At 61.8% G+C, this 22,802-nt stretch carries 19 protein-coding genes; 8 read left to right on the top strand and 11 right to left on the bottom strand.

Features of this window, described 5'->3' with window-relative positions:
- The first annotated feature begins 151 nt into the window (after positions 1 to 151).
- On the top strand, positions 152 to 1,393 hold the full coding sequence (locus BFC21_RS21880) for a TIGR03862 family flavoprotein (RefSeq protein WP_088378906.1): 1,242 nt from the start codon (positions 152 to 154) through the stop codon (positions 1,391 to 1,393).
- Positions 1,394 to 1,498: 105 nt separating this feature from the next.
- On the opposite strand, the gene BFC21_RS21870 is transcribed toward BFC21_RS21880, so the two are convergent.
- From BFC21_RS21870 to BFC21_RS21850, 5 genes are all read right to left on the bottom strand, one after another.
- Positions 1,499 to 2,836 (bottom strand): DEAD/DEAH box helicase, encoded by a 1,338-nt coding sequence (locus BFC21_RS21870; protein WP_083369759.1) that lies wholly within the window; start codon positions 2,834 to 2,836, stop codon positions 1,499 to 1,501.
- A gap of 67 nt (positions 2,837 to 2,903) precedes the next feature.
- The gene (gene yedA, locus BFC21_RS21865; RefSeq protein ID WP_095003821.1) at positions 2,904 to 3,794 is read right to left on the bottom strand and encodes a drug/metabolite exporter YedA; all 891 of its coding nucleotides are present in this window, start codon (positions 3,792 to 3,794) and stop codon (positions 2,904 to 2,906) included.
- 331 nt (positions 3,795 to 4,125) lie between these two features.
- A complete protein-coding gene (locus BFC21_RS21860; RefSeq protein ID WP_088378903.1) occupies positions 4,126 to 4,737 on the bottom strand; it encodes a PolC-type DNA polymerase III in 612 nt (203 codons plus the stop codon).
- 26 nt (positions 4,738 to 4,763) lie between these two features.
- Positions 4,764 to 5,240 (bottom strand): NYN domain-containing protein, encoded by a 477-nt coding sequence (locus tag BFC21_RS21855; RefSeq protein WP_016779328.1) that lies wholly within the window; start codon positions 5,238 to 5,240, stop codon positions 4,764 to 4,766.
- Between the two features lie 123 nt (positions 5,241 to 5,363).
- Positions 5,364 to 6,044, bottom strand: a complete 681-nt coding sequence (locus BFC21_RS21850) for a DUF2076 domain-containing protein (protein WP_120266478.1) — start codon at positions 6,042 to 6,044, stop codon at positions 5,364 to 5,366.
- 176 nt (positions 6,045 to 6,220) lie between these two features.
- Here BFC21_RS21850 and BFC21_RS21845 point away from each other — a divergent pair, with 176 nt between their 5' ends.
- The 3 genes from BFC21_RS21845 to BFC21_RS21835 all read left to right on the top strand — a co-directional run bounded on the left by BFC21_RS21845 (position 6,221) and on the right by BFC21_RS21835 (position 9,591).
- Positions 6,221 to 6,880 carry a YciC family protein gene (locus BFC21_RS21845; protein ID WP_120266477.1) on the top strand — a complete coding sequence of 220 codons (660 nt, stop codon included), beginning with the start codon at positions 6,221 to 6,223 and terminating at the stop codon, positions 6,878 to 6,880.
- Between the two features lie 90 nt (positions 6,881 to 6,970).
- Positions 6,971 to 8,053: an endonuclease/exonuclease/phosphatase family protein gene (locus tag BFC21_RS21840; RefSeq protein WP_095003824.1), complete on the top strand. Its 1,083-nt coding sequence runs from the start codon at positions 6,971 to 6,973 to the stop codon at positions 8,051 to 8,053.
- Positions 8,054 to 8,145: 92 nt separating this feature from the next.
- Entirely contained in the window at positions 8,146 to 9,591 is a 1,446-nt protein-coding gene (locus BFC21_RS21835; protein WP_088378900.1) for an aldehyde dehydrogenase family protein, read from the top strand.
- Between the two features lie 103 nt (positions 9,592 to 9,694).
- On the opposite strand, the gene hrpB is transcribed toward BFC21_RS21835, so the two are convergent.
- Complete coding sequence (gene hrpB, locus BFC21_RS21830) at positions 9,695 to 12,214, bottom strand: ATP-dependent helicase HrpB (RefSeq protein WP_120266476.1); 2,520 nt, start codon at positions 12,212 to 12,214, stop codon at positions 9,695 to 9,697.
- Positions 12,215 to 12,293: 79 nt separating this feature from the next.
- Between hrpB and BFC21_RS21825 the strand changes: the two genes are divergently transcribed.
- Positions 12,294 to 12,713: a hypothetical protein gene (locus BFC21_RS21825; RefSeq protein ID WP_029611210.1), complete on the top strand. Its 420-nt coding sequence runs from the start codon at positions 12,294 to 12,296 to the stop codon at positions 12,711 to 12,713.
- A 28-nt stretch (positions 12,714 to 12,741) separates the two neighbouring features.
- A complete protein-coding gene (locus tag BFC21_RS21820; protein ID WP_095003827.1) occupies positions 12,742 to 13,635 on the top strand; it encodes a cation diffusion facilitator family transporter in 894 nt (297 codons plus the stop codon).
- 98 nt (positions 13,636 to 13,733) lie between these two features.
- Here the strand turns inward: BFC21_RS21820 and BFC21_RS21815 are convergent, their stop codons facing one another.
- A complete protein-coding gene (locus tag BFC21_RS21815; protein WP_095003828.1) occupies positions 13,734 to 14,720 on the bottom strand; it encodes a DUF6515 family protein in 987 nt (328 codons plus the stop codon).
- A gap of 397 nt (positions 14,721 to 15,117) precedes the next feature.
- On the opposite strand from BFC21_RS21815, the gene BFC21_RS21810 reads away from it, so the two are divergent.
- On the top strand, positions 15,118 to 15,615 hold the full coding sequence (locus tag BFC21_RS21810) for an Lrp/AsnC family transcriptional regulator (RefSeq protein WP_016779293.1): 498 nt from the start codon (positions 15,118 to 15,120) through the stop codon (positions 15,613 to 15,615).
- Between the two features lie 254 nt (positions 15,616 to 15,869).
- Positions 15,870 to 16,079: a DUF2788 domain-containing protein gene (locus BFC21_RS21805; protein ID WP_016779292.1), complete on the top strand. Its 210-nt coding sequence runs from the start codon at positions 15,870 to 15,872 to the stop codon at positions 16,077 to 16,079.
- Here the strand turns inward: BFC21_RS21805 and BFC21_RS21800 are convergent.
- The 4 genes from BFC21_RS21800 to BFC21_RS21785 form a co-directional block, all read right to left on the bottom strand.
- A complete protein-coding gene (locus BFC21_RS21800; RefSeq protein ID WP_162939405.1) occupies positions 16,074 to 16,640 on the bottom strand; it encodes a pseudouridine synthase in 567 nt (188 codons plus the stop codon). The two genes, BFC21_RS21805 and BFC21_RS21800, sit on opposite strands and share 6 nt — an antisense overlap.
- 136 nt (positions 16,641 to 16,776) lie before the next feature.
- A complete protein-coding gene (amn, locus tag BFC21_RS21795) occupies positions 16,777 to 18,249 on the bottom strand; it encodes an AMP nucleosidase (protein ID WP_162939365.1) in 1,473 nt (490 codons plus the stop codon).
- Positions 18,250 to 18,476: 227 nt separating this feature from the next.
- Positions 18,477 to 20,126, bottom strand: coding sequence for an acyl-CoA dehydrogenase family protein (locus BFC21_RS21790; RefSeq protein WP_120266475.1), 1,650 nt, complete (start codon positions 20,124 to 20,126; stop codon positions 18,477 to 18,479).
- Positions 20,127 to 20,200: 74 nt separating this feature from the next.
- Positions 20,201 to 22,570, bottom strand: a complete 2,370-nt coding sequence (locus BFC21_RS21785; protein ID WP_095003830.1) for a hybrid sensor histidine kinase/response regulator — start codon at positions 22,568 to 22,570, stop codon at positions 20,201 to 20,203.
- Positions 22,571 to 22,802 lie beyond the last annotated feature (232 nt).

The raw sequence follows: 22,802 nt of genomic DNA, 5'->3' as shown, positions 1-22,802 counted from the left end.
CTGTGGGAGCGGGCTTGCTCGCGATGGCCTCTCCAGGGTTTGCCTGACACACCGCAGCGCCTGCATCGCGAGCAAGCCCGCTCCCACAAAGGGCAGATGCGGCCCAGTCAGGTAGAATGCCCGACCTATTTCGCCGATTTGCAGCCTTGCCATGACTGAACCCACCCCGCTCCCTTCCCGTCACGTCGCCATTATTGGCGGTGGCCCCGCTGGCTTGATGGCCGCCGAAGTGTTGAGTCAGGCCGGGGTGAAGGTCGATCTCTACGATGGCATGCCGTCGGTGGGCCGCAAGTTTTTGCTGGCCGGGGTCGGCGGCATGAATATCACCCATTCCGAAGCCTACCCGGCCTTCCTGTCGCGCTACGCCGAACGCGCACCGCAGATGGCCCCGTTGCTGCGCGCCTTCGATGCCGATGCGTTGTGCCAGTGGATTCATGAGTTGGGTATCGAAACCTTTGTCGGCAGCTCCGGCCGGGTGTTCCCCACCGATATGAAAGCCGCGCCGCTGCTGCGTGCCTGGCTCAAGCGTTTACGCGAGTCCGGTGTAGTTATCCACACCCGCCATCGCTGGCTGGGCTGGCAGGCCGATGGCCAGTTGCTGGTGGACAGTCCCGATGGCCAAAAGCAGCTCAACCCCGACGCGGTGCTGCTGGCCCTGGGCGGTGGCAGTTGGACGCGTCTGGGCTCGGACGGTGCCTGGATGCCGTTGCTGGCCGAGCGCGGCGTTGAGCTGGCACCGTTACAGCCGAGTAACTGCGGGTTTGATGTAACGGGCTGGAGCGAGGTGCTGCGCAGCAAATTCGCCGGGGCCCCGCTAAAAAACATCGCCATTGCCCTGGAGCACGGCACACCGCGCTTGGGCGAATGCGTGATCACCGCCAGCGGCATTGAGGGGAGTTTGATTTACGCCTGGTCGGCGCCGATTCGCGAGGCGATCAACCAACACGGCAAAGCGACCATCCTGATCGACCTGTTACCGGGCAAGCCTGTGGATAAAGTGGCGGCCGCATTGGCCAAGCCCCGCGGCTCACGCTCGATGAGCAAACACTTGCACAGCCAGTTGGGGATTGACGGGGTAAAGGCGGCGCTGTTGCGCGAATTGGCACCCGCTGAATGCTTCAACGACCCGGCGCAACTGGCCAGGGCCATCAAGGCGTTGCCTTTGCAGCTGATAAAAGCCCGCCCGTTGGACGAAGCCATCAGCAGCGCCGGTGGCGTGCGGTTTGAGGCTGTGGATGAAAACCTGATGCTCAAAGCATTGCCGGGGGTATTTTGTGCGGGCGAGATGCTGGACTGGGAAGCCCCCACCGGCGGCTACCTGCTCACAGGCTGTTTTGCCAGTGGCCGGGCTGCCGGGTTGGGGGTTTTAAGCTGGTTGCAGGCGCCACGCTGATCAACCTGTGGGAGCGGGCTTGCTCGCGATGCAGGCAACGCTGTCTGGCTGACCCACCGCATGGATGCCATCGCGAGCAAGCCCGCTCCCACAGGTGCCGAGTGTTTACGGCTTGCGCTTGCGCGGGCCGGTGTTGAATACCGGCACTTTACGCACCGGCTTGACCGACGGTTCGGCTGGGGCCGCTTCGCCGCTATCGACCCACTTGCCCAGGTTACGCTTGCCGCCACCGCCCGAGGTTTTCGGTTTTTTCGGCTTCTTCGGCTTTTTGATCACTTGACCCGACGCATCGGTCTCGGGCACGCGGTGCTCAGGTTCGAAATCCTGCTCTTCGTGGCGCGGTAGTGTCTGGCGCGTCAACATCTCGATCGCCGACAGCATATTCACTTCATCAGCACAGACCAGCGAAATGGCTTCGCCCTTCTGACCGGCACGACCGGTGCGACCGATACGGTGAATGTAGTCTTCAGCCACGATCGGCAGGTCGAAGTTGACCACCAGCGGCAGGTCTTCGATGTCCAGGCCACGGGCGGCCACATCGGTAGCCACCAGGATCTGCACTTCGCTGGCCTTGAAACGGTCCAGCGCCCGTTGGCGCGTGGCCTGTGGCTTGTCGCCATGAATACCGTCAGCGTTGACCCCCAAGGCTTGCAGCTTGCCTACCAGTTCATCGACACCGTTGCGGGTTTTGGCGAACACCAGCACCTGCTTCCAGTGCTGAGTGCGCAGCAAGTGCAGGAACAGCTCGGCCTTGCGTTTTTTGTCGACCGGGATGACCCACTGCTTGACGCTGCTGGCGGCCACGTTGCGCGGGCTGACTTCGATGCTCAGCGGGTTGTCGAGCATCTGCTCGGCCAACAGGCGGATCGCGTCCGAGAAGGTCGCCGAGAACAGCAGGGTCTGGCGCTTTTTCGGCAAGGCACGGTAGATGTCGCGCAGTTCTTCGCTGAAGCCCAGATCGAGCATGCGGTCGGCTTCGTCGAGGATCAGGGTTTGCAGTTGGTTGAACTTGATCGCCTTCTGGCGGTACAGGTCCAGCAGACGGCCCGGGGTGGCCACCAGCACATCAACACCTTTGCGCATCTTCATCATTTGCGGGTTGATGCTGACACCGCCGTATACCGCGTAGGTGCTCAACGGCAGGTGTTCGGCGTACTGGCGGATGCTCTCGTGAACCTGTTCGGCCAGCTCACGGGTGGGCACCAGCACCAGTGCGCGCACCGAGTTGCTGGCCACTTTCGGGCCTTCCATCGTCAGCGACTGCAACAACGGCAGGGCGAAACCGCCGGTTTTGCCGGTACCGGTCTGGGCCGCAGCCATCAGGTCGCGACCAGCCAGTACTGCGGGAATCGCTTGGGCCTGAACCGGGGTTGGGGTCTTGTAGCCGAGCGTCTCAAGGGCGCGCAGCAAGGGTTCGATCAGGCCAAGGGTGGCGAATGTCATGGGGATACCGTCGAAAAAGGTCAGCGCGTGGGTGCATAAGTTGCAATGGCGCGCAGTTTACCCTAATTCAGGCCGGTTTCTGCTTGCGCCACTGCGGCAAACCGATCAACACCACGGCACTGATGATGACCGCCATAGCCAGGCACTCCTCAAAACCGATGCTCTCGCCCGCAAAGGCAATCCCCAGCATGACCGCCACGGCCGGGTTGACGTAGGCATAGCTGGTGGCCGCAGCAGGACGCACGTTTTTAAGCAGGTACATATAGGCGCTGAAGGCGATGATCGAGCCGAAGAACACCAGATACAGCAACGCGCCCCAGCCGGCGGCGGTGGGCATTTGGGTCATGCGTTCGCCACTGAGCAGGCTGCCCGCCAGCAACACGGCGCCCGCCGTGAGCATTTCCGCAGCACTGGCCATTGGCCCGGCCGGAAGCGGCAAGTGACGGCTCCATACCGAGCCAAAGGCCCAGGCCGCGGCGGCAAAAATTACCATCGCCGCGCCCATCGGGCTGGCCTGCAGGTTGGACCCCAGGTTGAGCATGCCAATGCCGATCAGCCCCAGGACAATCCCGGCCCATTCCAGGCGGGTGTTGCGGTTGCCCCAGAAGTAGCCGAACAGCAGGGTGAACAACGGCACAGTGGCTACGGCCAGGGCGGCGACGCCAGAGGCCACGCCCGAGTGTTCGGCCAGGGTTACGCCGCCGTTGCCGCACGCGAGCAACAGAAAGCCGATCATGGCCGCCGAACGCCACTGTACGCCGGTGGGTGCCGGGGCACCGCGCCAGCGCATAAAGCCGTACATCAAGCTGCCTGCAATCAGAAACCGCACGCCAGCCATCATCAACGGCGGCCAGGACTCAATGCCAATGCGGATGGCCAGATAAGTCGAGCCCCAGATGATGTACAGGGCAAAAAAAGCACCGATCAGTTGTAGCGGAAAACGACGTGCGGCAGGCATGAAGGCAGCTCAAGGGCAGAGGCAGGGGACTGGAGAGTTTAGACAGGGCGCCGGGAAATAATAAGTAACAGAATGCACCAAAAGGGGCCGTACACTTTTAACGGAACCGAAAAACACTGTCCAGATTGCAGGCAAGGAACACAACCCCTCGTAGCAGCTGCCGAAGGAACGAGGCTGCGTCCGGCGGCAGAGCCGTCGTGAAATCAGGTTCGCCCGAGTGTCAGGCAGACCTGATGGTCTAGGTTTGCGAGCGCTACGCACTCGGACGCAGCCTCGTTCCTTCGGCAGCTGCTACACGATTTCTTGTCCTCGCAACCGCGTCGCGATGCTTTTAAAACCCGCGATAACGCTTGAGATGCTCGTTGATCTTCGCGGCCGGGACTTTTTGCAAACCACACAGCAGGTCGTGATTGAGCTCTTTCAACCCATGCTTCTGGCGCAACTGCTCAGCCAGATACGCCGTCAGGTTGGCCGCCATCTCGGCATCGGCCATGGCCCGGTGAGCCTGGCCGGTATGCGGCAAATCGGCAAAAGTGGTCAGGGTGCCCAGCTTGTGGTTGGGCGCCGCCGGCATCAGGCGTCGCGCCAGCAGCAAGGAGCAGGCGAAATTCTGCAAACGGGTGCGCTTGATGCGGCCCATTTCGAAATCCCAGAACTTTTGGTCAAACGCGGCATTGTGCGCCAGCAACGGTGTGATACCGACGAACTCGTTGACCTCGTTCATCACCTGCTCGGCCGACGGTGCAGTGCGCAACATGGCGTTGCTGATACCGGTCAACTGCTCGATAAACCCCGGCACCCGCACACCGGCATTCATCAGGCTCTGGTAACGCTCGACGATGCGCCCGCGCTCCAGAATCACCACGGCAATTTCAGTGGCCCGGCAACTGCTGCTCGGGGAGATGCCGGTGGTTTCAAAGTCAATTACCGCGATGCGTTCCAAACCTGGTCAATCCTGTAAAAAGTGGGTTACTTGAGCAACAAATTGCCTTCAATCGGCACATAGCGGCTGGCCGCGCGAATCAGTGAGTTGGCGGTCAGGCCGGGCACGCCGTAGGCCACGGTTTCGACGCCGTGCTTGCTGGCAATGCGCTCCAGCAGCAGGTCGAAATCACCGTCGCCCGAGGCCAGCACCACTTCGTCGACATTCGCCGCCGAGTCCATGATGTCGATGGTGATACCCACGTCCCAGTCGCCCTTGGCCGAGCCATCGCTGCGCTGGATATAAGGTTTGAGTTTTACGATAAAACCGAGGTTGCGCAGGATCTGCTGAAACTGCTGCTGCTTGCTGTCACCCCGGTCAATCGCATAGGCATAGGCCTCGACAATTTCGCCGCGCTGGCTGATATCAGCCCACAGGGCGGCGTAATTGAAATGGCAGCCATAGGCCTGGCGAACCGTGTAGTAGAGGTTCTGCACATCCGCGAAGACCGCAATTTTTTTCACCGGCAAACCTCATGGCGCCCGGGCAGCGGGCAGGCGACTGAAAACAAGGTTGCAGTATGCCAGCCTGCCGGGGGTTTGCGCGGATAAACCGCCCGGCGTGCAATCACGCGCCGGGCGAGGGGATCAAACGTAGGAGTCGTCGTCAGAAAAGAAGCCGTCATCGTCCAGACCGACGTCTTCAATGCCCGAGCCGCTGTTGGCGTATTGCTGGTTGCCACTGCCCCAGCCACTGTCGCTGGCAGGGGTTGGCTGTTCGATGATTTCTTCAATCACCTGCGGTTGCTGATTGTGGTGGAACAGGCTGCTGATGCCCTGCGCCAGCATCAAGCCACCCGCCACCCCCGCCGCCGTCTTGAGGGCACCGCCAAGAAAGCCGCCGCCCATTGCCGGGGCCGCAGGCGCCGCTTGAGGAGCCGGAGCCGCTTGCGCAGGGGCCGCAGGGCCATCACGCCAGCCACCACTGCCTGGCGGTGGGCTGGGTGCAGCAGCAGGGGCCTGGGCAGGCGCAGAAGCACCGCCACCAAACAAACCGGATAAAAAGCTGCCGCCTGTGGGCGCTGCGGCCGGGGCGGCCTTGGCCTGGGCCAGTTCGGCCTGCAATTGCCTGTTCTGCTGGTCGAGCTGTTTGAGCGCGGCCTCCTGCACCAGCAGTGCCTGAGCCATGTAGTACGTAGCCGCCGGCTGGCGCGCCAGATGCTCATTGATGCGCGCCTGCGCCTGGGCATCGCGCGGAGCAGAACCTGCCTCTGCTTGCTGCAACCGTGTAAACAACCCGTCAATCAGGGTTTGCTCTTCGCTGTTCATGACAACCTCGTTCGATTGCAGATAAAAACCTGCCCCTTGCACTACGCAGAAGCTCAAAAACCGTTATTGGGGCATTACAGGAAGTTTCAACGGCAAATAGCCTGCATGAACGTTTGTTCATTCAGGGGGTTCATCGGGTAAAGTGACGCACCGCTCTTGACTGCTGACAACTGCCAATGAATCCGCTGACTGTTCTTCGCGACTCCCTGTATTTCTTCCAGCGCAATCTGAGCCAGATCGTGACGCTGTGCCTGCCGCTGGTCATTGTTGAAGCCATATTGCAGCGCATCGTTGACGATGCCGTAGGCCCCGATGCGTCCGCCGGGTTTGGCCTGATCGTCGGCCTGTTGGTGTATCCGCTGTACACCGCGGCCCTGATCCTGTTTCTGGATGCCCGCAGCCGCGGTGAAAGCCCGCGCAACCGCGAGCTGCTGGCGCAAGCTGTGAATCTGTGGCCCAGGTTCGCCCTGCTCTCGGCGATCAGCACGTTGCTGATCGTGTTGGGGCTGTCGATGTTTTTTATTCCGGGTATTTTCCTCACCGTGGTACTGGCCTTCTCCGAGTACCGCCTGGTATTGCGCGGTGAAGCGCCACTGGCGGCCATGAAGTCGAGCTTCAGCCTGAGCCGTGGGCATTTCTGGCGGATTTTTGTTTGCATCCTGGCCGTGCTGGGGCCGTTGATGCTGCTCAAGGAGTTCAGTTATTCGCTGTTCTCCAAAGACGACAACACCCTGCTCTCACTGGTACTCGACAGTGCCAACAGCTTTTTGCAGTTATTTGTCTCTGTAGTCCTATTCCGCCTATTCATGTTAATCAGCGACAAGTCCGACCAATAAAAACGAAGTGCTCCTACAACAAGAGTCTTGGAGTGTCGCACTGCCGTCGGGTATGTTCGACTACTCCCTGTAACATCATAAGCCGAGCCCATGCCACGTTTCTTGCGCCGCACCGTATCTGGTTTGCTGCTGATTTCAGCATTGCTGGCTTGCCTGATTTTTAGCGTCACATGGCGACCCGATGCCCGGGAGGTGCTGGCCTTCACTTGCCCGATCACGGCCCCCGTGCTGGTGCCCGGCCAAGCGCTCAAGGTGATGACATGGAACATTCAGTACCTGGCCGGCAAGCGTTACGTGTTCTGGTACAACCTGGCCGACGGCAGTGGCCCTGATACCCGCCCCACTTTGGAAGACATGGCCTTCAGCCTGGATGAAGTGGCGCGGGTCATCCGTGATGAGCGCCCGGACCTGGTGCTGCTGCAGGAAGTCGATGACAACGCCAAGGCCAGCGCTTACCAGAACCAGCTGGCCCTGCTGCAAGAGCGTCTGGTCGACCTTTACCCCTGCAGCACCCAGGCCTTTACCTGGAAGGCCGACTTTGTGCCCGACTGGCATATTTTCGGCAGTGTCGGGCGTTCTCTGGTCACCCTCAGCCGCTTCCAGATCGAACACGCCGAGCGTCTGCAATTGCCCGTGGCCGCGGCCAACATCATCAGCCGCCAGTTCCAGCCCAGGCCTGCACTGCTGGTCAACTACCTGCCACTCAATGATGGCGGGCAACTGGCAGCGATCAACACCCAGCTGGATGCGCCCTCCGCCGACAACAGCAACCTGAGCCTGCAAATGCAGACCGTCGCCACACTGGCCGACAAGCTCGAAAGCCAGGGCACGCCGTGGTTGATCGGCGGGGATTTCAACCTGCTGCCCATCGGCCAGTACCTGCGCCTGCCCGCACCATTGCGCCAGGGCTACTCGCAAGACAGCGAGTTGCACCTACTCTGGGAAAAGTACCCGATGATCCCCAGCAACCCTGAAGCCACCGGTATCGACCGCGAACTGTGGCTGACCCATTTGCCCAACCGCCCCGACGCCGACGAGCCCGACCGCACCCTCGACTACCTGTTCCACAGCCCCAAGCTGCAACGCATTGAAGGCTATGTGCGCCAGGAAGACACCCAGACCATTTCCGACCACCTGCCCGTGCTGGGCCGATTGCTGCTGCCTGCAGACTGATGGGCGTTGCATCGCTGCATATTTTTCTCCATAGTTGTACGATGACAGATAACTAATAACAATCCCTGCCATCCCCCGAGCGGAGAAACGCCATGACTGATCCAAAGCGCCATAACCATTACATCGGGGGCGAGTGGGTCGCCGCCACGGCATACAGCGCCAATATCAACCCGTCCGACCTGAGCGATGTGATCGGCGAATACGCCCAGGCCGATGCCGCCCAGGTCCAGACCGCCATTGAGGCGGCGCGGGCCGCGTTCCCCGCGTGGTCGACCTCCGGTATCCAGGCCCGCAGCGATGCGCTGGACCAGGTCGGCAGCGAAATCCTCGCCCGCAAGCAAGAGCTGGGCACCCTGCTGGCCCGCGAAGAAGGCAAGCCCCTGCCCGAGGCCATCGGCGAAGTGAGCCGCGCCGGTAATATCTTCAAGTTTTTCGCCGGGGAATGCCTGCGCCTGTCAGGTGACTACCTGCCCTCGGTGCGCCCGGGCGTGCATGTAGAAGTGACCCGCGAAGCCCTGGGCGTGGTGGGCCTGATCACCCCCTGGAACTTCCCCATCGCCATCCCCGCCTGGAAGATCGCCCCGGCCCTGGCCTATGGCAACTGCGTGGTGTTCAAGCCAGCTGATCTGGTGCCGGGTTGCGCCTGGGCACTGGCCGAGATCATCTCCCGCGCCGGTTTCCCGGCTGGCGTGTTCAACCTGGTAATGGGCAGCGGTCGCGTAGTTGGCGACGCGATCGTCCACAGCCCGAAAGTGGACGGCGTAAGTTTTACAGGCTCAGTGGGCGTTGGTCGCCAGATCGCCATCAGTTGTGTGTCGCGTCAGGCCAAGGTGCAGTTGGAGATGGGCGGCAAAAACCCGCAGGTCATCCTCGACGATGCCGACCTCAAGCAAGCGGTCGAACTGGCGGTGCAGAGTGCGTTTTACTCCACCGGCCAGCGTTGCACCGCCTCCAGCCGCCTGATTGTCACGGCGGGCATCCACGACACATTCGTCGAGGCAATGGCCGAGCGCATGCGCTCGATCAAGGTCGGGCATGCCTTGCAGGCCGGGGTTGATATCGGCCCGGTGGTGTCCCGCGCCCAGCTCGAACAGGATTTGGGATACATCGACATCGCCCGCAACGAAGGTGCGCGCCTGGTCGCGGGTGGCAGCCTGGTGACGTGTGACACCGAGGGGTACTTCCTGGCCCCGGCCCTGTTTGCCGACAGCACGGCCAACATGCGCATCAGCCGCGAAGAAGTGTTCGGCCCGGTGGCCAATATCATCAAGGTTGCGGACTACGAAGCAGCGCTGGCGATGGCCAATGACACCGAGTTTGGCTTGTCGGCGGGTATTGCCACGACCTCGCTCAAATATGCCAACCACTTCAAGCGCCACTCCCAGGCCGGGATGGTGATGGTCAACCTGCCCACGGCGGGCGTTGATTACCATGTGCCGTTTGGCGGGCGCAAAGGTTCGTCCTATGGCTCGCGCGAACAGGGCCGCTATGCGCAGGAGTTCTACACCGTGGTCAAGACCAGTTATATCGGGTCGTGAAGCTCTACTCACCGCGTTGATGCCATCGCGAGCAAGCCCGCTCCCACAGGAACTGCGCATTTTTTGTGGGAGCGGGCTTGCTCGCGATGCGTACACCCGTTCACTACGGCTTGCGTGGCTTGATCCGCGCCGTGGCTTCGGCCACTAGCGGGTCATCTGGCCAGTAGTGCTTGGGGTAGCGCCCCTTCAGGTCTTTCTTCACTTCGGCATAGGTACTGCGCCAGAAGTTGGCCAGGTCCTGGGTTACTTGCACCGGGCGCCGCGCCGGCGACAACAGGTGCAGTTTGACCACCTGACGCCCGCCCGCAATGCGCGGGGTGTCCGCCAGCCCGAACAGCTCTTGCAGGCGCACCGCCAGAATCGGCGGCTGCTCGCTGTAGTCCAGCCGCACCGAGGAGCCCGACGGCACCTTGATGTGATGGGGCGCCAGTTCGTCCAGGCGCTGGGGCAGTGGCCATTTGAGCAGGTTATGCACAATGCTCGACAGGTCGAGGTTGGCAAAGTGGCTAAGCCGTGACACACGCCCCAGATACGGCCCCAGCCAGTCTTCAAGCCCGGCCAGCAAGGCGCCATCGCTGACGTCGGGCCATTCGCTTTGCCCCTGGGCCAGCAGATCCAGTTGGCGCAATAACGCCACCCGCGCCTGCCACTGACGCAGCTCGGGCGTCCACGGCAACAGTTCCAGGCCCTTGCGCCGCACCAGATTAACCAGCGCCTGGGTGCGCGCTGCTTCATCGAGCCCGGTCAAGGGCTCGCGGCTGAGCACCAGTTCGCCGACCTTGCGCTGACGCTCAGCGCGCAACACACCTTCGCGCTCGTCCCAGTCCAGTTGGTCGACCACGCTGACCTGCTCGCTTAATACGTTATCCAGCAATCCGGGGTCGAACTCGGCGGCCAGATAGATACGCTCTTCACGTTGCCCCTGACGGCTGCCCAGGTCGGCAATCACCAGCCAGGGCTGTTTCATCAGGCCGTCGACCTCGCTGAACAGCGCCGCCCGACCATTGGCCAGCCGATACTCTGCACCGCCGGGTTTGCGCTGCTGGGCCACGCGGTCGGGGTAGGCCAGCGCCAGCAAGGCGCCCAGCCAGCGCGGGTGATCGGGGTCGGCGACCGGTTGCGTGGCCTTGCCGCGCAGGTAGCCGCGGTATTGCCTGGCCAGTTGTCTGGCCCGCTGCACGCCACCCTGCCCGCCCCGTGCGACGCGGCTCTCGCCCGACAGCAGGGCCAGACGGCTGTGCACGTCCGCCCCGGCGCCGCGCAGGATATCCCGCTCACCGAGAAGCGCCGCCACGTCACAGGCCATTTCGGCCAGCCCCAAGTCCTGCCCGCGAATCAGCAAATGGGCAATACGTGGATGCGCCGGCAATTCAGCCATCGCTTCGCCGTGGGCGGTGAGTTTTGCTCCGTGCAAGGCACCCAGGCGTTCGAGCAATTGCCGGGCCTGTGCATAACTTGCCGACGGCGGCACATCGAGCCAGATCAGTTGCTCGGGCGCCACGCCCCAGCGCGCCAGTTGCAGGGCCAGCCCGGCCAGGTCGGCCTGGAGGATTTCCGCACTGCCATAGGCCGCCAGTTGCGCGTGCTGGTCTTCGGACCACAAGCGGTAGCACACGCCCGGCTCCAGCCGCCCGGCGCGACCGGCACGCTGGGTGGCGCTGGCGCGGGAGATGCGCTGGGTATCGAGGCGGGTCATGCCGCTGCCCGGGTCAAAACGCGGCACCCGCGCCAGCCCGGCGTCGATCACCACGCGCACGCCGTCGATGGTCAGGCTGGTCTCGGCAATATTGGTGGCCAGCACGACCTTGCGCAGCCCCTTGGGCGCAGGTTCGATGGCGGCGCGCTGGGCCGCCAGGTCGAGTTCGCCATGCAAGGGGCACAGCAAAATATCGCTGCGCGAACCCAGCGCCTCGGCCAACTGCTGGTTGACCCGGCGAATCTCCGCCTGCCCGGGCAGGAACACCAGCAGGCTACCGCTTTCATCGTGGATGGCATCGAGCACGGTCTGCACCACCCGCGGCTCGATAAACTCACCCGCCACAAACGGTCGCCCCCAGCGCATCGCCACCGGGTACATGCGCCCTTCACTGCGCAGGATCGGCGCATCGTCAAGGAGGCTGGCCAGCCGTTCGCCTTCCAGGGTGGCGGACATCAGCAGGATTTTCAGCGGCTGCTCGTCACGAAACAGCTCACGCCCGTTGAGGCTCAAGGCCAACGCCAGATCGGCATCCAGACTACGCTCATGGAACTCGTCGAAAATCAGCAGGCCCACCCCTTCCAGCGCCGGATCGTGCTGCAGGCGGCGGGTCAGGATGCCCTCGGTGACCACTTCGATGCGGGTCTCGGGGCCGACCTTGCTGTCGAGGCGAATGCGGTAGCCTACAGTCTGGCCGACTTTTTCACCCAGTTCACTGGCCAACCGCTCGGCCGCCGCCCGCGCCGCCAGGCGCCGGGGTTCGAGCATCAGGATCTTCTGCCCGGCCAGCCACGGCTCGTTGAGCAGGGCCAGGGGCACACGGGTGGTTTTACCGGCGCCGGGCGGCGCTTCGAGCACAGCTTCATGGCGCTCGGCCAGGGCCAGGCGCAGCGCAGGTAAAACTTCATCAATCGGCAAAGAAATCATGGTGGCTCCAGAACAGAGCGACGAGTATAACGGCGAACAGTAATGATCCAGTCCTTTGAGCATGTTTGAGGTTTTTTGTATGCGTATGCCTTCACGAGTCATCGGCGGTGTCGTGGTTGCGGCACTGTTCACCCAACTGACTGCCTGCGGCAGTATTTTCTTCCCTGACCGACGTGGCCAGATCGACGGCAAGATCGACCCCATGATCGCCGTGCTGGATGCCGTGGGCCTGCTGTTTTATGTGATCCCGGGGCTGATCGCCTTCGGTGTCGACTTTGCCACCGGGGCCATTTACTTTCCGCCGGGCAAGACCGCACAAATCGCTCCGGAAAAACTGCGCGAAGCCATCGGCGCGGATGGCAAGGTGGATAACGCCAAGCTGCAGGCCATCCTCGAAAGCGAACTGGGCCGCAGCTTCCCGCTCAACGACCCGCGCCTGATCCAGCACAAGGGCAGTGCCCAGCAACTGGCCATGTACGGCTTGCAGCCTGCGGCCTGAACCCTTTGCCCATCACCAAGGACGCGCCATGACCGGCAGCCCGGAACACGCCCGCCTGTTACGCCTGGCCACCCGCGCCTCGGTGGCGGTGGCCAGCCTGTTGATCGTGACCAAGGCCATCGCCTGGTGGCTCAGCGGTTCGATCAGCATGCTCGCCGGCCTCACCGACTCGCTGCTTGACGGAGTGACCTCGTTTCTCAATTTGCTCGCGGTGCATTACGCGCTGCGCCCCGCCGATGAGGACCACCGCTACGGCCACGGCAAGGCCGAGTCGCTGGCGGGCATGGCGCAAGCGCTGTTTATTGGCGTGAGTGCGGTGCTGATCGCCTTCCAGGCGGTGGAGCGGCTGAAAAACCCCGAGCCGGTGGGCGCGCCCTGGATCGGCATAGGCGTGATCGTGTTTTCGCTGCTGATGACCGTGGCGCTGCTGGTGCTGCAACACCGGGTGATCAAGGCCACGGGCTCCAACGCAGTGCGCGCCGACTCGCTGCATTACCGCTCGGACCTGATGCTCAATGGCAGTATTTTACTGGCGCTGGTACTGGCCAGCGTGGGCTTCCCGCAACTGGATGCCTGGTTTGGCCTGGGGATTGCAGTGTACATCCTGTGGAGCGCCATCCAGATCGCCCGTGAGAGTTTTGCCGTGTTGATGGACGAAGAGTTACCCACCGATGTCAGCGAGGACATGCTCAAACTGGCCTGTGCCGTGCCCGGCGTGTTGGGCGCCCACGACCTGCGGACACGGATCTCGGGCAATATCTGGTTTGTGCAGCTGCACCTTGAGCTGCCGGGCGAGCTGACCCTGTCTGCGGCCCATGCCATCTGTGACCGCGCCGCTGAAGCCATCGCCAAGGTCTACCCGCGGGCTGAAGTGCTGGTGCATGCAGACCCGAAGGAAGTGGTCAGGGGTAAAGCCCTGTAGTCGCTGCCGCAGGCTGCGAAGGGGGTAGCGGGGGCTTTGAGACAACGGGTTGCTACGCAACCCTTCGCAGCCTGCGGCAGCGACTACAGGTGTTCAGGTCAGTACGTCACCTGATATCCACGGCTGCTCAAACAACTGCCCTGCGCCTGCCGATAGGCTTGCACCACGGCCGGCGAAGGCGCATAGGTCACCTTGGCCGGGTCGAAGCCGCTTTGTGTCACCGCCCAGCGGTAACAGTCATAACCATCCTGGCTGACCTGCGCCTGGCTCTGGCCGTTCACGGGGTAGGCCACGACGTCATAACCGTTGCTCACCGGCTGCTGTGTGGTCGGAGGTTGCATCACGATGTAGTCCTGGGTTGCAGGCTGGTAGGCGTAATACGCTCCCGCCGCCAGAAACATCAGCGTGCTGCCAAACCATACTTCTCGCGCAAAGTCAGGCAAGTAGCTGACACGGATGCCGTAGGGCGGCTGCACCACGATGTAACGCGGGCCTTGTGGGCGATACCAGTAGCCACCTGAAAAGAAGTAATTCTGGCCGCGATAAGGTACCTGCCGGTATTGCCCGGGAAAACGGTCGATCACATAGCCGGGCCGGTATTGCGGCCCCGGCCCCCAGCCATTGCCGTGCCCGCTCGGCCGCCCCGGCCAGCGATGGTCGTTGGGGCGCGGCTCATTGGGGCGATAGTTGTTGGCCCCCGGGGCATTACCCGGCCTGTTAGTGGCGCCAGTACCGTGCCAGTTCTGATTGCTGCCTTGGTTCTGGTTTTGCTGCACCGTATCAGGCCGTGGCCGGATCGGCAGGTTATTGCCAGGTTGGGTCGGCCGCGCCGGCATATTGCTTTCACCCTGTGGCCGGGCTTGCCACTTGCCCCCCTGCTGCTCATGAGCGGGACGGTTTTCCGGGCGCGGCTGATTGCCTTCAGGCCGGCCCTGATTGTGTTCCGGGCGCGGCTGACCACCCTCGGCATGGCGCGGGCGATTGTCCTGGGCGTTGCCATCCCCTCGCTCATCGGCCAATAACTGGCCGCTGACACTCACACAGAGCACGCCAACTGTAGCCATCTGCCAGATGCGCGATTTCATGTTGTTACTCACTATGGGAAAGAGCCTAAACATAAGACTGAAAATTCGAGAACCGGTTCTACACCGAACAGTCAGTGAGGCAACTTATTTTTGCCAAACGAAAAAAGGGCGACCCGTCGGTCGCCCTTTGAATTTTTTCGTCCTGGCTCAACACTTGTGATGTTGGCTCACCTCGCTCCGTCTTCTGGACAGTGCGCAGCCCGGGGGCCGGGGCAACCCTGTGGGGTTGGCGGCCGCGGCTGGCCTGATTCGGCGGGCCGCAGTGGACTCTATGTCCGGGCAGTGATTCTGGTTTAAAGAATAGGCGTTTGGCCGCAGCAGGCGATTGCGAAGATTGCTCGATAAAACATTACTTGCGCAATTTTTGACTTAAGGTGGATACTTTCACGCAATAGTTATGACAAAGGGTAACTTCGTGAGCAAACTTGACCGGTATGACCTGAGCATTTTGGCCGAATTGCAGCGTGACGCACGCATCTCTAACCAGGAACTGGCCGAGCGTATAGGCCTGTCGCCATCCCCTTGCTCACGCCGTGTTAAACAGCTTGAGGATGACGGCTACATCAGCCGCCAGGTAGCACTGCTCGACCGCAAACTGCTGGGCTTGAGCCTTACAGCCTACGTTCTGATCGGAATGGACCGACATACACCAGAGCGTTTCGAGAATTTCGAAGCCTGCATCCGCGCATTGCCGCAGGTGCTGGAGTGCAGCCTGGTGACCGGGATGGACGCCGACTACCAGCTCAAAGTGGTGGTCGCCGACATGGACCACTACCAGAAACTGCTGCTGGGTGAATTGACCCGCATCGAAGGCGTGACCAGCGTGCGTTCCAGCTTTGTGCTCAATCAGGTGCTTAACAGTACAGAACTGCCGTTAACCCATTTGCGCACGTGAAAATAAAACCTGTAGCAGCTGCCGAGGAACGAAGGCTGCGTTCGGCTGCGAAGCAGTCGTAAAATCAGCACACGCGACTCTTCAGTTGTACCGTGCAGTCTGATCTTGCGATTGCTTCGCAATCGAACGCAGCCTCGTGCCTTCGGCAGCTGCTACGGGGATAGCGACACCCTCTCACTACCCAGATCAATATCCCCCAGTTCCCTGGCGTATACTCCTACGGCTTTTTCCCACGATGTCGCCGGAGAATACCGATGGATCCTGCCGTACTTGAAGAATGGATGATGACGATTCTGGTCAGCGTGCTGATCATTTTCATGGCTTTTATCGTCTGGGATCTGGCCAAAAAGTCCAAGGCCGGGCGCTTCGGCTCGATGATCCTGTTTTTCGTACTCGGCCTGGGCGTAGCCGCGTTCATCATCAAAAGCGTGGTCATCGGCCTGATCGAATCCGGGGCGCTATAGCCGCGCCGGCACTTCCCGGTATTGCCCCTGCTCCAGCCCTTCAATCGTCCAGTCGCCAATGCGCACCCGCACCAGGCGCAAGGTCGGCAACCCCACTGCAGCGGTCATGCGCCGAACCTGACGGTTGCGGCCTTCGCGGATCACCAGTTCAAGCCAGGCCGTGGGGATACTCTTGCGAAAACGCACCGGCGGGTTGCGCGGCCACAATTGCGGCTCGTCCAGGGCACGGGCCTCGGCGGGCAGGGTCTTGCCATCATTAAGCTGCACACCGTCGCGCAGCTGCTGCAGTTGCTCGGCCGTAGGCTCGCCTTCCACCTGCACCCAGTAGGTCTTGGGCAACTTGTGCTTGGGGTCGGCAATCCGCGCCTGTAACTGGCCATCATTGGTGAGCAGCAACAACCCTTCACTGTCCCGGTCCAGGCGTCCGGCGGGGTAGATCCCCGGGATGGGGATAAAGTCCTTGAGCGTGGCGCGCCCGCCTTCGTCGCTGAATTGGGTCAGCACATCGAAGGGTTTGTTGAACAGGTACAGCTTGGGCTCGGCTGGCGGTGCCTTGGCCACACGGCGGTTGGCAGCTTGCGGGTTGGGGCTTTTGGTGGCCGGGCGGCGCGGGGCGGGACGGGACATGACAAAAAAGGACATCTGGCGATCAGGGCTGGCAATGCTAGCCCCCGGACCGCCAAATGACCATCACCGATCAACGGAACGGCGGTTCGTCGAAGCTGCGCAGTTTGCGCGAGTGCAGGGAATTGAGCTGGCCGCGCATCAAGTCCACCGCCGCAATGCCGATCTTCAAGTGCTGGCTCACCGCACGCTCGTAGAAGGCATTGGCCGAGCCCGGCAACTTGATTTCACTGTGCAGCGGCTTGTCCGACACACACAGCAGCGTGCCGTACGGGACGCGCAAGCGATAACCCTGGGCGGCAATGGTGCCGCTTTCCATGTCCACGGCAACCGCACGGGACAAGTTGATCAGCGGCCGTTCCTGAGCCCAGCGCAGCTCCCAGTTGCGGTCGTCGTAGGTCAGCACGGTGCCGGTGCGCAGGCGCTTTTTCAGTTCGTCGCCGCGCTCACCGGTCACTTGGGCCGCAGCCTCCTGCAACGCCAGCTGGACTTCAGCCAGGGCCGGAATCGGAATATTCGGCGGCACGACCCGGTCGAGGATCCCGTCGCGGCGCATATAGGCGTGGGCCAGTACATAGTCGCCGATGGTTTGCGACTGACGCAGGCCGCCACAGTGACCGATCATCAGCCAGCAGTGCGGGCGCAATACCGCCAGGTGGTCGGTGATGTTTTTCGCGTTGGACGGGCCGACGCCGATATTGACCAGGGTCACGCCATGACCGTCATTGGCCTGCAAGTGATACGCCGGCATCTGGTAGCGGTGCCACACCACGCCCGCCGCGATGGCTTGGGCTTCGCCGTAGTCCATCGACTTTTCAATGATCACGTTGCCCGGCATCACCATGCGTACAAAACGCGGGTTGTCGCGCAGTTGCTCAAGGCCGTGAAGGATGAACTGGTCGACGTAGCGGTGGTAGTTGGTCAGCAGGATCCACGGCTGCACATGGCGCCAGTCGCTGCCGGTGTAGTGCACCAGGCGGCGCAGGGAGAAATCGACCCGCGCCGCGTCGAACAGCGCCAGCGGCAATGGATCGGTGTTCTCCCAGTCGTACAGGCCATCGGCAATGCCGTCGGTGGCCGCGGACAGATCTGTGCTGGGGAACACCCGTGCCAGGGCGGCAGCGGTGACGCCGGAACCGGCCAGCTCATCACCTTGTTCGACGACGTATGGGTAAGGGATGTTTTGTTCACTGACACCGACTTCCACCTCAACGGTGAAATCGCGCATCAACGGCACCAACTGCTCCAACAGGTAGTTACGGAAAGAGGAAGGATGGGTGACGGTGACACTGTATGTGCCGGGTAACTGGACCTTGGCATACGCACGGGTGGTGGTCGGCACTTCACCGTTGATACGGTAGGTCAAACGCAATTCGGGATAGCGAAACAGCGCGCGTTCTTGCGCAGAAGGTTCGACCCTATCCTTGAGATAACGCTTGAGGGCCTGGCTCAAGGCCGTGGTTGCGCGTTCGTGCAAAGCGGCAAGGCGATCAACGGCCTCTTGCGCGGTGGAAACGACAATAAAAGCTTCGGTCACGATAAGCATCCTGTCTTCTGAACGGGCAGGCCTTTATCTTGCCTGTATCGATGGCTAATGGCAGCTACAAAATTGCCTGTTAGAGATTTCCTGTGGGAGCCGGGGGATAACAGAATACTGGCGGCCATACGCAAATCAGTGTGGGAGCGGGCTTGCCCGCGATGGTATCAACGGGGTCTGCCAGGCAAACCGCGCCGTCTGCATCGCTGGCAAGCCAGCTCCCACAGGGCCAGGGATCAGGCCATCTGCGGGGTTGAGCGGGCAACGATGGCGGCCACGTTCACCCCCCGTGGCAAGGTGCCGTACACCCGGCCGCTACCCTGTAGCCGACTGGCGATAAAGCCGTCGCTGACGTCGCTGTTGCCCGCCTCCAGCAGCAATTTTGCCTGCAGGCCCAGGGCGATATCTTCGGTCAGTTGGCGAGCGCGGTACTGGATGTCATCAGTGTCCATAAACGCGTTTTTAAGCTGCGCAATGTGCTGCGCCAAGCGCCGGTCGCCATGCCCGTCGCCCAGCTCGGCAAACAGCGCATCGAGCACCCCCGGCTCTTTGGACAAGGCGCGCAGCACGTCCAGGCACTGCACATTACCCGACCCTTCCCACGTCGAATTGACCGGTGCCTCGCGGTACAGGCGCGGCAGGATACTGTCTTCAACATAGCCCGCGCCGCCCATGCATTCGGCCGATTCATTGATCATGGCCGGGGCCCGCTTGCAGATCCAGTACTTGCCCACTGCAGTCACCAACCGCGAAAACCGGGCCTCCTGCGGGTCATCCAGATGGTCGAGCGCCCGCCCCATGCGCAGGCTCAGGGCCAGTGCGGCTTCGCTCTCCAGTGCCAGGTCGGCCAAGACGTTCTGCATCAGCGGCTGCTCCGCCAGCACCCGGCCACCGACCAGACGATGAGCACAATGATGGCTGGCCTGGGTCAACGCCTGACGCATCAAGGCGCTGGAGCCGACCATGCAGTCGAAGCGGGTCATGGCGACCATTTCAATAATGGTCGGCACGCCACGGCCTTCTTCGCCGATCATCCAGGCCAATGCCCCACGGAACTCAACCTCGCTGGAGGCGTTGGAGCTATTGCCCAGTTTGTTCTTCAGGCGCTGGATATAAAACTCGTTGCGGCTGCCATCCGGGCGATGGCGCGGCAGCAAAAAGCAGCTCAAGCCCTTGTCGGTCTGGGCCAAGGTCAGAAAGCCATCACTCATCGGCGCCGAGCAGAACCATTTGTGCCCCAGCAGTTCATAGGCCTGCCCCGATCCCTTGGCGCCCACAGGGTAAGCCCGGGTGGTGTTGGCGCGCACGTCGGTGCCGCCCTGTTTTTCAGTCATGGCCATGCCCAGGGTCACCCCGGCCTTCTGGCTGATATCGACATTGCGCGGGTCATACTCGGTGGCCAGCACTTTGGGCAACCAGATGCCAGCGAGGTCCGGTTGCAGGCGCAAGGCCGGCACACTGGCGAAAGTCATGGTCAGGGGGCAGCCGCTGCCCGCTTCGGCCTGGCTGTGCAGGTAGGTCATGGATGCCCGGGCCACATGGGCGCCGGGTTGCGGGTGCGCCCAGGGCAAGGACGGCAAGCCGTGTTCAATCGCCGTGCGCATCAGCTCATGGTATGACGGATGAAATTCAACCAGATCGATCCGATGGCCATAACGGTCATGGCTGACAAACTGCGGCTTGTTTTCATTGGCCAGAAAGCCCGCAGCCATCAACGGCCCACCCGCCAGGGCACCGTACTCGTCAATCCGCCCCTGCGCCCAGCCTGCGCCGAAATGCTGGCTCCAGTGCTGGAGTGGCAGGTCAATGCGGTACAGGTTGACGCCGTCCAGGGACGGCGGCTGATTGGTCACCTGATGGGTTTCAGCGTATTGATGCAGGTTCATTGCGCGGGCTCCTGTGGCTCATGCCAATAAGCCAGTGAAGCACGCATCTGAACCTGAACAAGTGGCATAAACGCCTAAAACTCGGCGTTTTTACCACCCTCTTCAATCAATAAGCGCTGGCACAAGGTGTGCTGCAGGTCTTCAAAGCGCAGCGGCTTGAGCAGGTAATCGGTGATGCCATCCACCTGTTCAAGGGCCTCACGGGCCTCGGCCTCGGCGTCGAACAGAGCCAGTACGGGCAGTTGCGCGCACGCGGCAAGGGTCAGCAACTGGCTGCCCATCGAGGTGCCCGACACCAGGGCCAACGGGCACGCCAGCACTACCGCGTCCACCCGCTCGCGGCGCAGGGCTTCGATCGCCGCCTCGCCCGTATCGACACCCAGCACGCGGTAGCCCAGCTTGAGCAGCATGGCGCGTACCACGGCCGGGCTGACCGGGTCTTCCACCAACAACACGACGCACTCCCCCGGCGCACGCATCAGCGTGGGGCTATGCACCTGGAGGGGGGCCGCGGGCTCCAGTTCCAGCAACAATTGAAACTGTGAACCGTGCCCCGGCAGCGAATGATGAGTCAGGCGCCCGCCCAACAGTTCCACCAGGCGCCGGCAAATCGCCAGGCCGATACCCAGGCCGCCATATTCGCGGGTCATCGAGCCATCAACCTGGAAAAAGTGCTGGTACAGCTCGGCTTGCTCCTGGTGAACAAAACCGATGCCGGTGTCGATCACATTGAACGCCAGCGCCCAGCGTCCCGACTCGCCGGGTTTGCCGGTAACACGCACAAGCACGACCCCTTCACGGGTGAACTTGATGGCGTTGTCCAGCAGGCACTCAAGGCACTGACGGATTTTATCGGCATCACCCACCCAATGATCGGACAGCGTGCGTGTCACCTCATAGGAGAATGCCAGCCCTTTGCTGCGTGCCGCAGGCCCGAACTGCTCGCTCAGCCCCTGCAACAGGTCATTCAAGCTGAACGGCCGGGGGCGCGCCACCAGCCGCCCTGCCTGCAGCTCTGTGAGGGTCAGGATGCCATTGACCATATGCATCATTTCCCGCGCCGAGCCTTGCGCAGTCTGGGTGTACTGCTCAAGCTCCGGCCCCATGTCCAGGGTCTTGATCAGCTCAAGAGAACCAATCACACCGTTCATCGGCGTGCGCAATTCATGGGTGACGGTCGCCAGGAATTCGTCCTTTAGCTGGTTGGTGCGGGCCAGTTGCTGGTTCATCGCCGCCAGCTTCTGCCCGGACTCCTGCAGGGTACGCGCCTGCAGGTCACGCATGGCGTTGATGCGGTCGGCCAGCGCCAGCGACAGCAGGCCCACCTCAATCGCCGAGCCGATCTGGCTGGCGTACATGGTCAGGAACACATTGGGCAAATAACCCAGCACCATCAGCGTATTGACCAGCCCCCCCAGCAAAAAGGCCGACCAGGCGATCACGAAGTAGCGCGCCACCCGCAGGCCGCGAACCCAGGCCACCACACCGGCAGTAAAAATGGTGACGATAAACGCCAGCGCCAGGCCCGTGGCCAGGCGCAATGACACCGCATAACTGGTGGTCAGTGCGAGCACCATCACCAGCACGCCAACGGCCATCAGCACCATCAGTGCCCGATCAAGCCAGCGGCTGTGGGAGGCGGTATGCAGGAAGGAACGGGCAAACTGGCAGCCGAAGAAGGCCGACGCACCAATCAGGAACGGGGTGGAGGCATTAGCCCACCACGGGTTGTTTGGCCAGAAGTACTGCACTGCCGCACCGTTGACCGACAGCTGGTACAGACCGAACGAAGCAATATAAAAGATGTAATAGAGGTAACTGGTGTCACGCACGCTGAGGTAGATAAACAGGTTGTAGACCAGCATGCCCAGTAACACGCCGTAGATCAGGCCCAGGATGTAAATGCGCACGGGCTGCTCTTCGAGGTAGGACTGCGCTGACCACAGTGTCAGTGGCGCCTGCACCGAGCCCTGGCTGGCCAGGCGCAAGTACACCGTCTGCCGCTGCCCGGGGCTGAAGTTGATTTCAAAGAGGTAGTTGTTTTCTTTGATCTGCCGGCTGTCGAAGGGCAGCGCATCGCCGGTGCGCTCTACAAGCCGGTAATTGCCATCGGCATCTGCCAGGTACAGCTCGATGGAATCCAGCGGCGGGTAGGCCAGCTCCAGCAGCCAGGTGCGATGCACTTGCGGGTCACGGGGCTGGTACTGCAGGTCCACTTTGACCCAGAAGGCCGAGTGCGAGTAACCGGCGTTGAGTGTGTCTTGGGTATGGGGCTTGAACAGTTCGTCACGCGCGGTGATATCGGCCAGGGTTGCCGCGCCACCGGTGTCTTCAAACACTTGCATCACGCGGCCCAAGGGCAGGCTTTGTGTGGTTTCGTCAAAAGCGACTGCGCTGGCCAGCATCGGTAGCCAGCCCATCAACATCATCAGCAAATAGCGCATACAGCCCCAACGTAGCTCGCCCGGCGACCTGCGCGATCTCATCTTCCCTTCAAGATCACGTCGACCGAACGAGCGGTTATTAATTTAAAGGCACTTTAACATAGCCCTTAATGGCACATACACACTAGGCAACAAAACTATTTAAGCCCTCTAAACCGGGCATTACAGAGGCCCGCACAGATTCAACCCCAATAAACCCGAGCCGATTTAAACGCTATAAACGGCATCTGGC

The sequence above is a fragment of the Pseudomonas sp. TMW 2.1634 genome (genome assembly GCF_001703595.1).
GTDB lineage: Bacteria > Pseudomonadota > Gammaproteobacteria > Pseudomonadales > Pseudomonadaceae > Aquipseudomonas > Aquipseudomonas fragi.
Note: the sequence above shows the minus strand (reverse complement) of the source record. Positions and strands in the feature narration are given on the sequence as shown.

Bases quoted from the DNA above. Each gene is read 5' to 3' on its own strand.
- BFC21_RS21850 (WP_120266478.1), bottom strand. From the start codon at position 6,044: ATGAACAGCGAAGAGCAAACCCTGATTGACGGGTTGTTTACACGGTTG.
- BFC21_RS21785 (WP_095003830.1), bottom strand. From the start codon at position 22,570: ATGCGCTATTTGCTGATGATGTTGATGGGCTGGCTACCGATGCTGGCC.
- BFC21_RS21870 (WP_083369759.1), bottom strand. From the start codon at position 2,836: ATGACATTCGCCACCCTTGGCCTGATCGAACCCTTGCTGCGCGCCCTT.
- BFC21_RS21810 (WP_016779293.1), top strand. From the start codon at position 15,118: ATGACAAAGGGTAACTTCGTGAGCAAACTTGACCGGTATGACCTGAGC.
- BFC21_RS21880 (WP_088378906.1), top strand. From the start codon at position 152: ATGACTGAACCCACCCCGCTCCCTTCCCGTCACGTCGCCATTATTGGC.
- BFC21_RS21820 (WP_095003827.1), top strand. From the start codon at position 12,742: ATGACCGGCAGCCCGGAACACGCCCGCCTGTTACGCCTGGCCACCCGC.
- BFC21_RS21840 (WP_095003824.1), top strand. From the start codon at position 6,971: ATGCCACGTTTCTTGCGCCGCACCGTATCTGGTTTGCTGCTGATTTCA.
- BFC21_RS21805 (WP_016779292.1), top strand. From the start codon at position 15,870: ATGGATCCTGCCGTACTTGAAGAATGGATGATGACGATTCTGGTCAGC.
- BFC21_RS21790 (WP_120266475.1), bottom strand. From the start codon at position 20,126: ATGAACCTGCATCAATACGCTGAAACCCATCAGGTGACCAATCAGCCG.
- yedA (WP_095003821.1), bottom strand. From the start codon at position 3,794: ATGCCTGCCGCACGTCGTTTTCCGCTACAACTGATCGGTGCTTTTTTT.
- BFC21_RS21845 (WP_120266477.1), top strand. From the start codon at position 6,221: ATGAATCCGCTGACTGTTCTTCGCGACTCCCTGTATTTCTTCCAGCGC.
- BFC21_RS21835 (WP_088378900.1), top strand. From the start codon at position 8,146: ATGACTGATCCAAAGCGCCATAACCATTACATCGGGGGCGAGTGGGTC.
- hrpB (WP_120266476.1), bottom strand. From the start codon at position 12,214: ATGATTTCTTTGCCGATTGATGAAGTTTTACCTGCGCTGCGCCTGGCC.
- BFC21_RS21815 (WP_095003828.1), bottom strand. From the start codon at position 14,720: ATGAAATCGCGCATCTGGCAGATGGCTACAGTTGGCGTGCTCTGTGTG.
- amn (WP_162939365.1), bottom strand. From the start codon at position 18,249: ATGCTTATCGTGACCGAAGCTTTTATTGTCGTTTCCACCGCGCAAGAG.
- BFC21_RS21825 (WP_029611210.1), top strand. From the start codon at position 12,294: ATGCGTATGCCTTCACGAGTCATCGGCGGTGTCGTGGTTGCGGCACTG.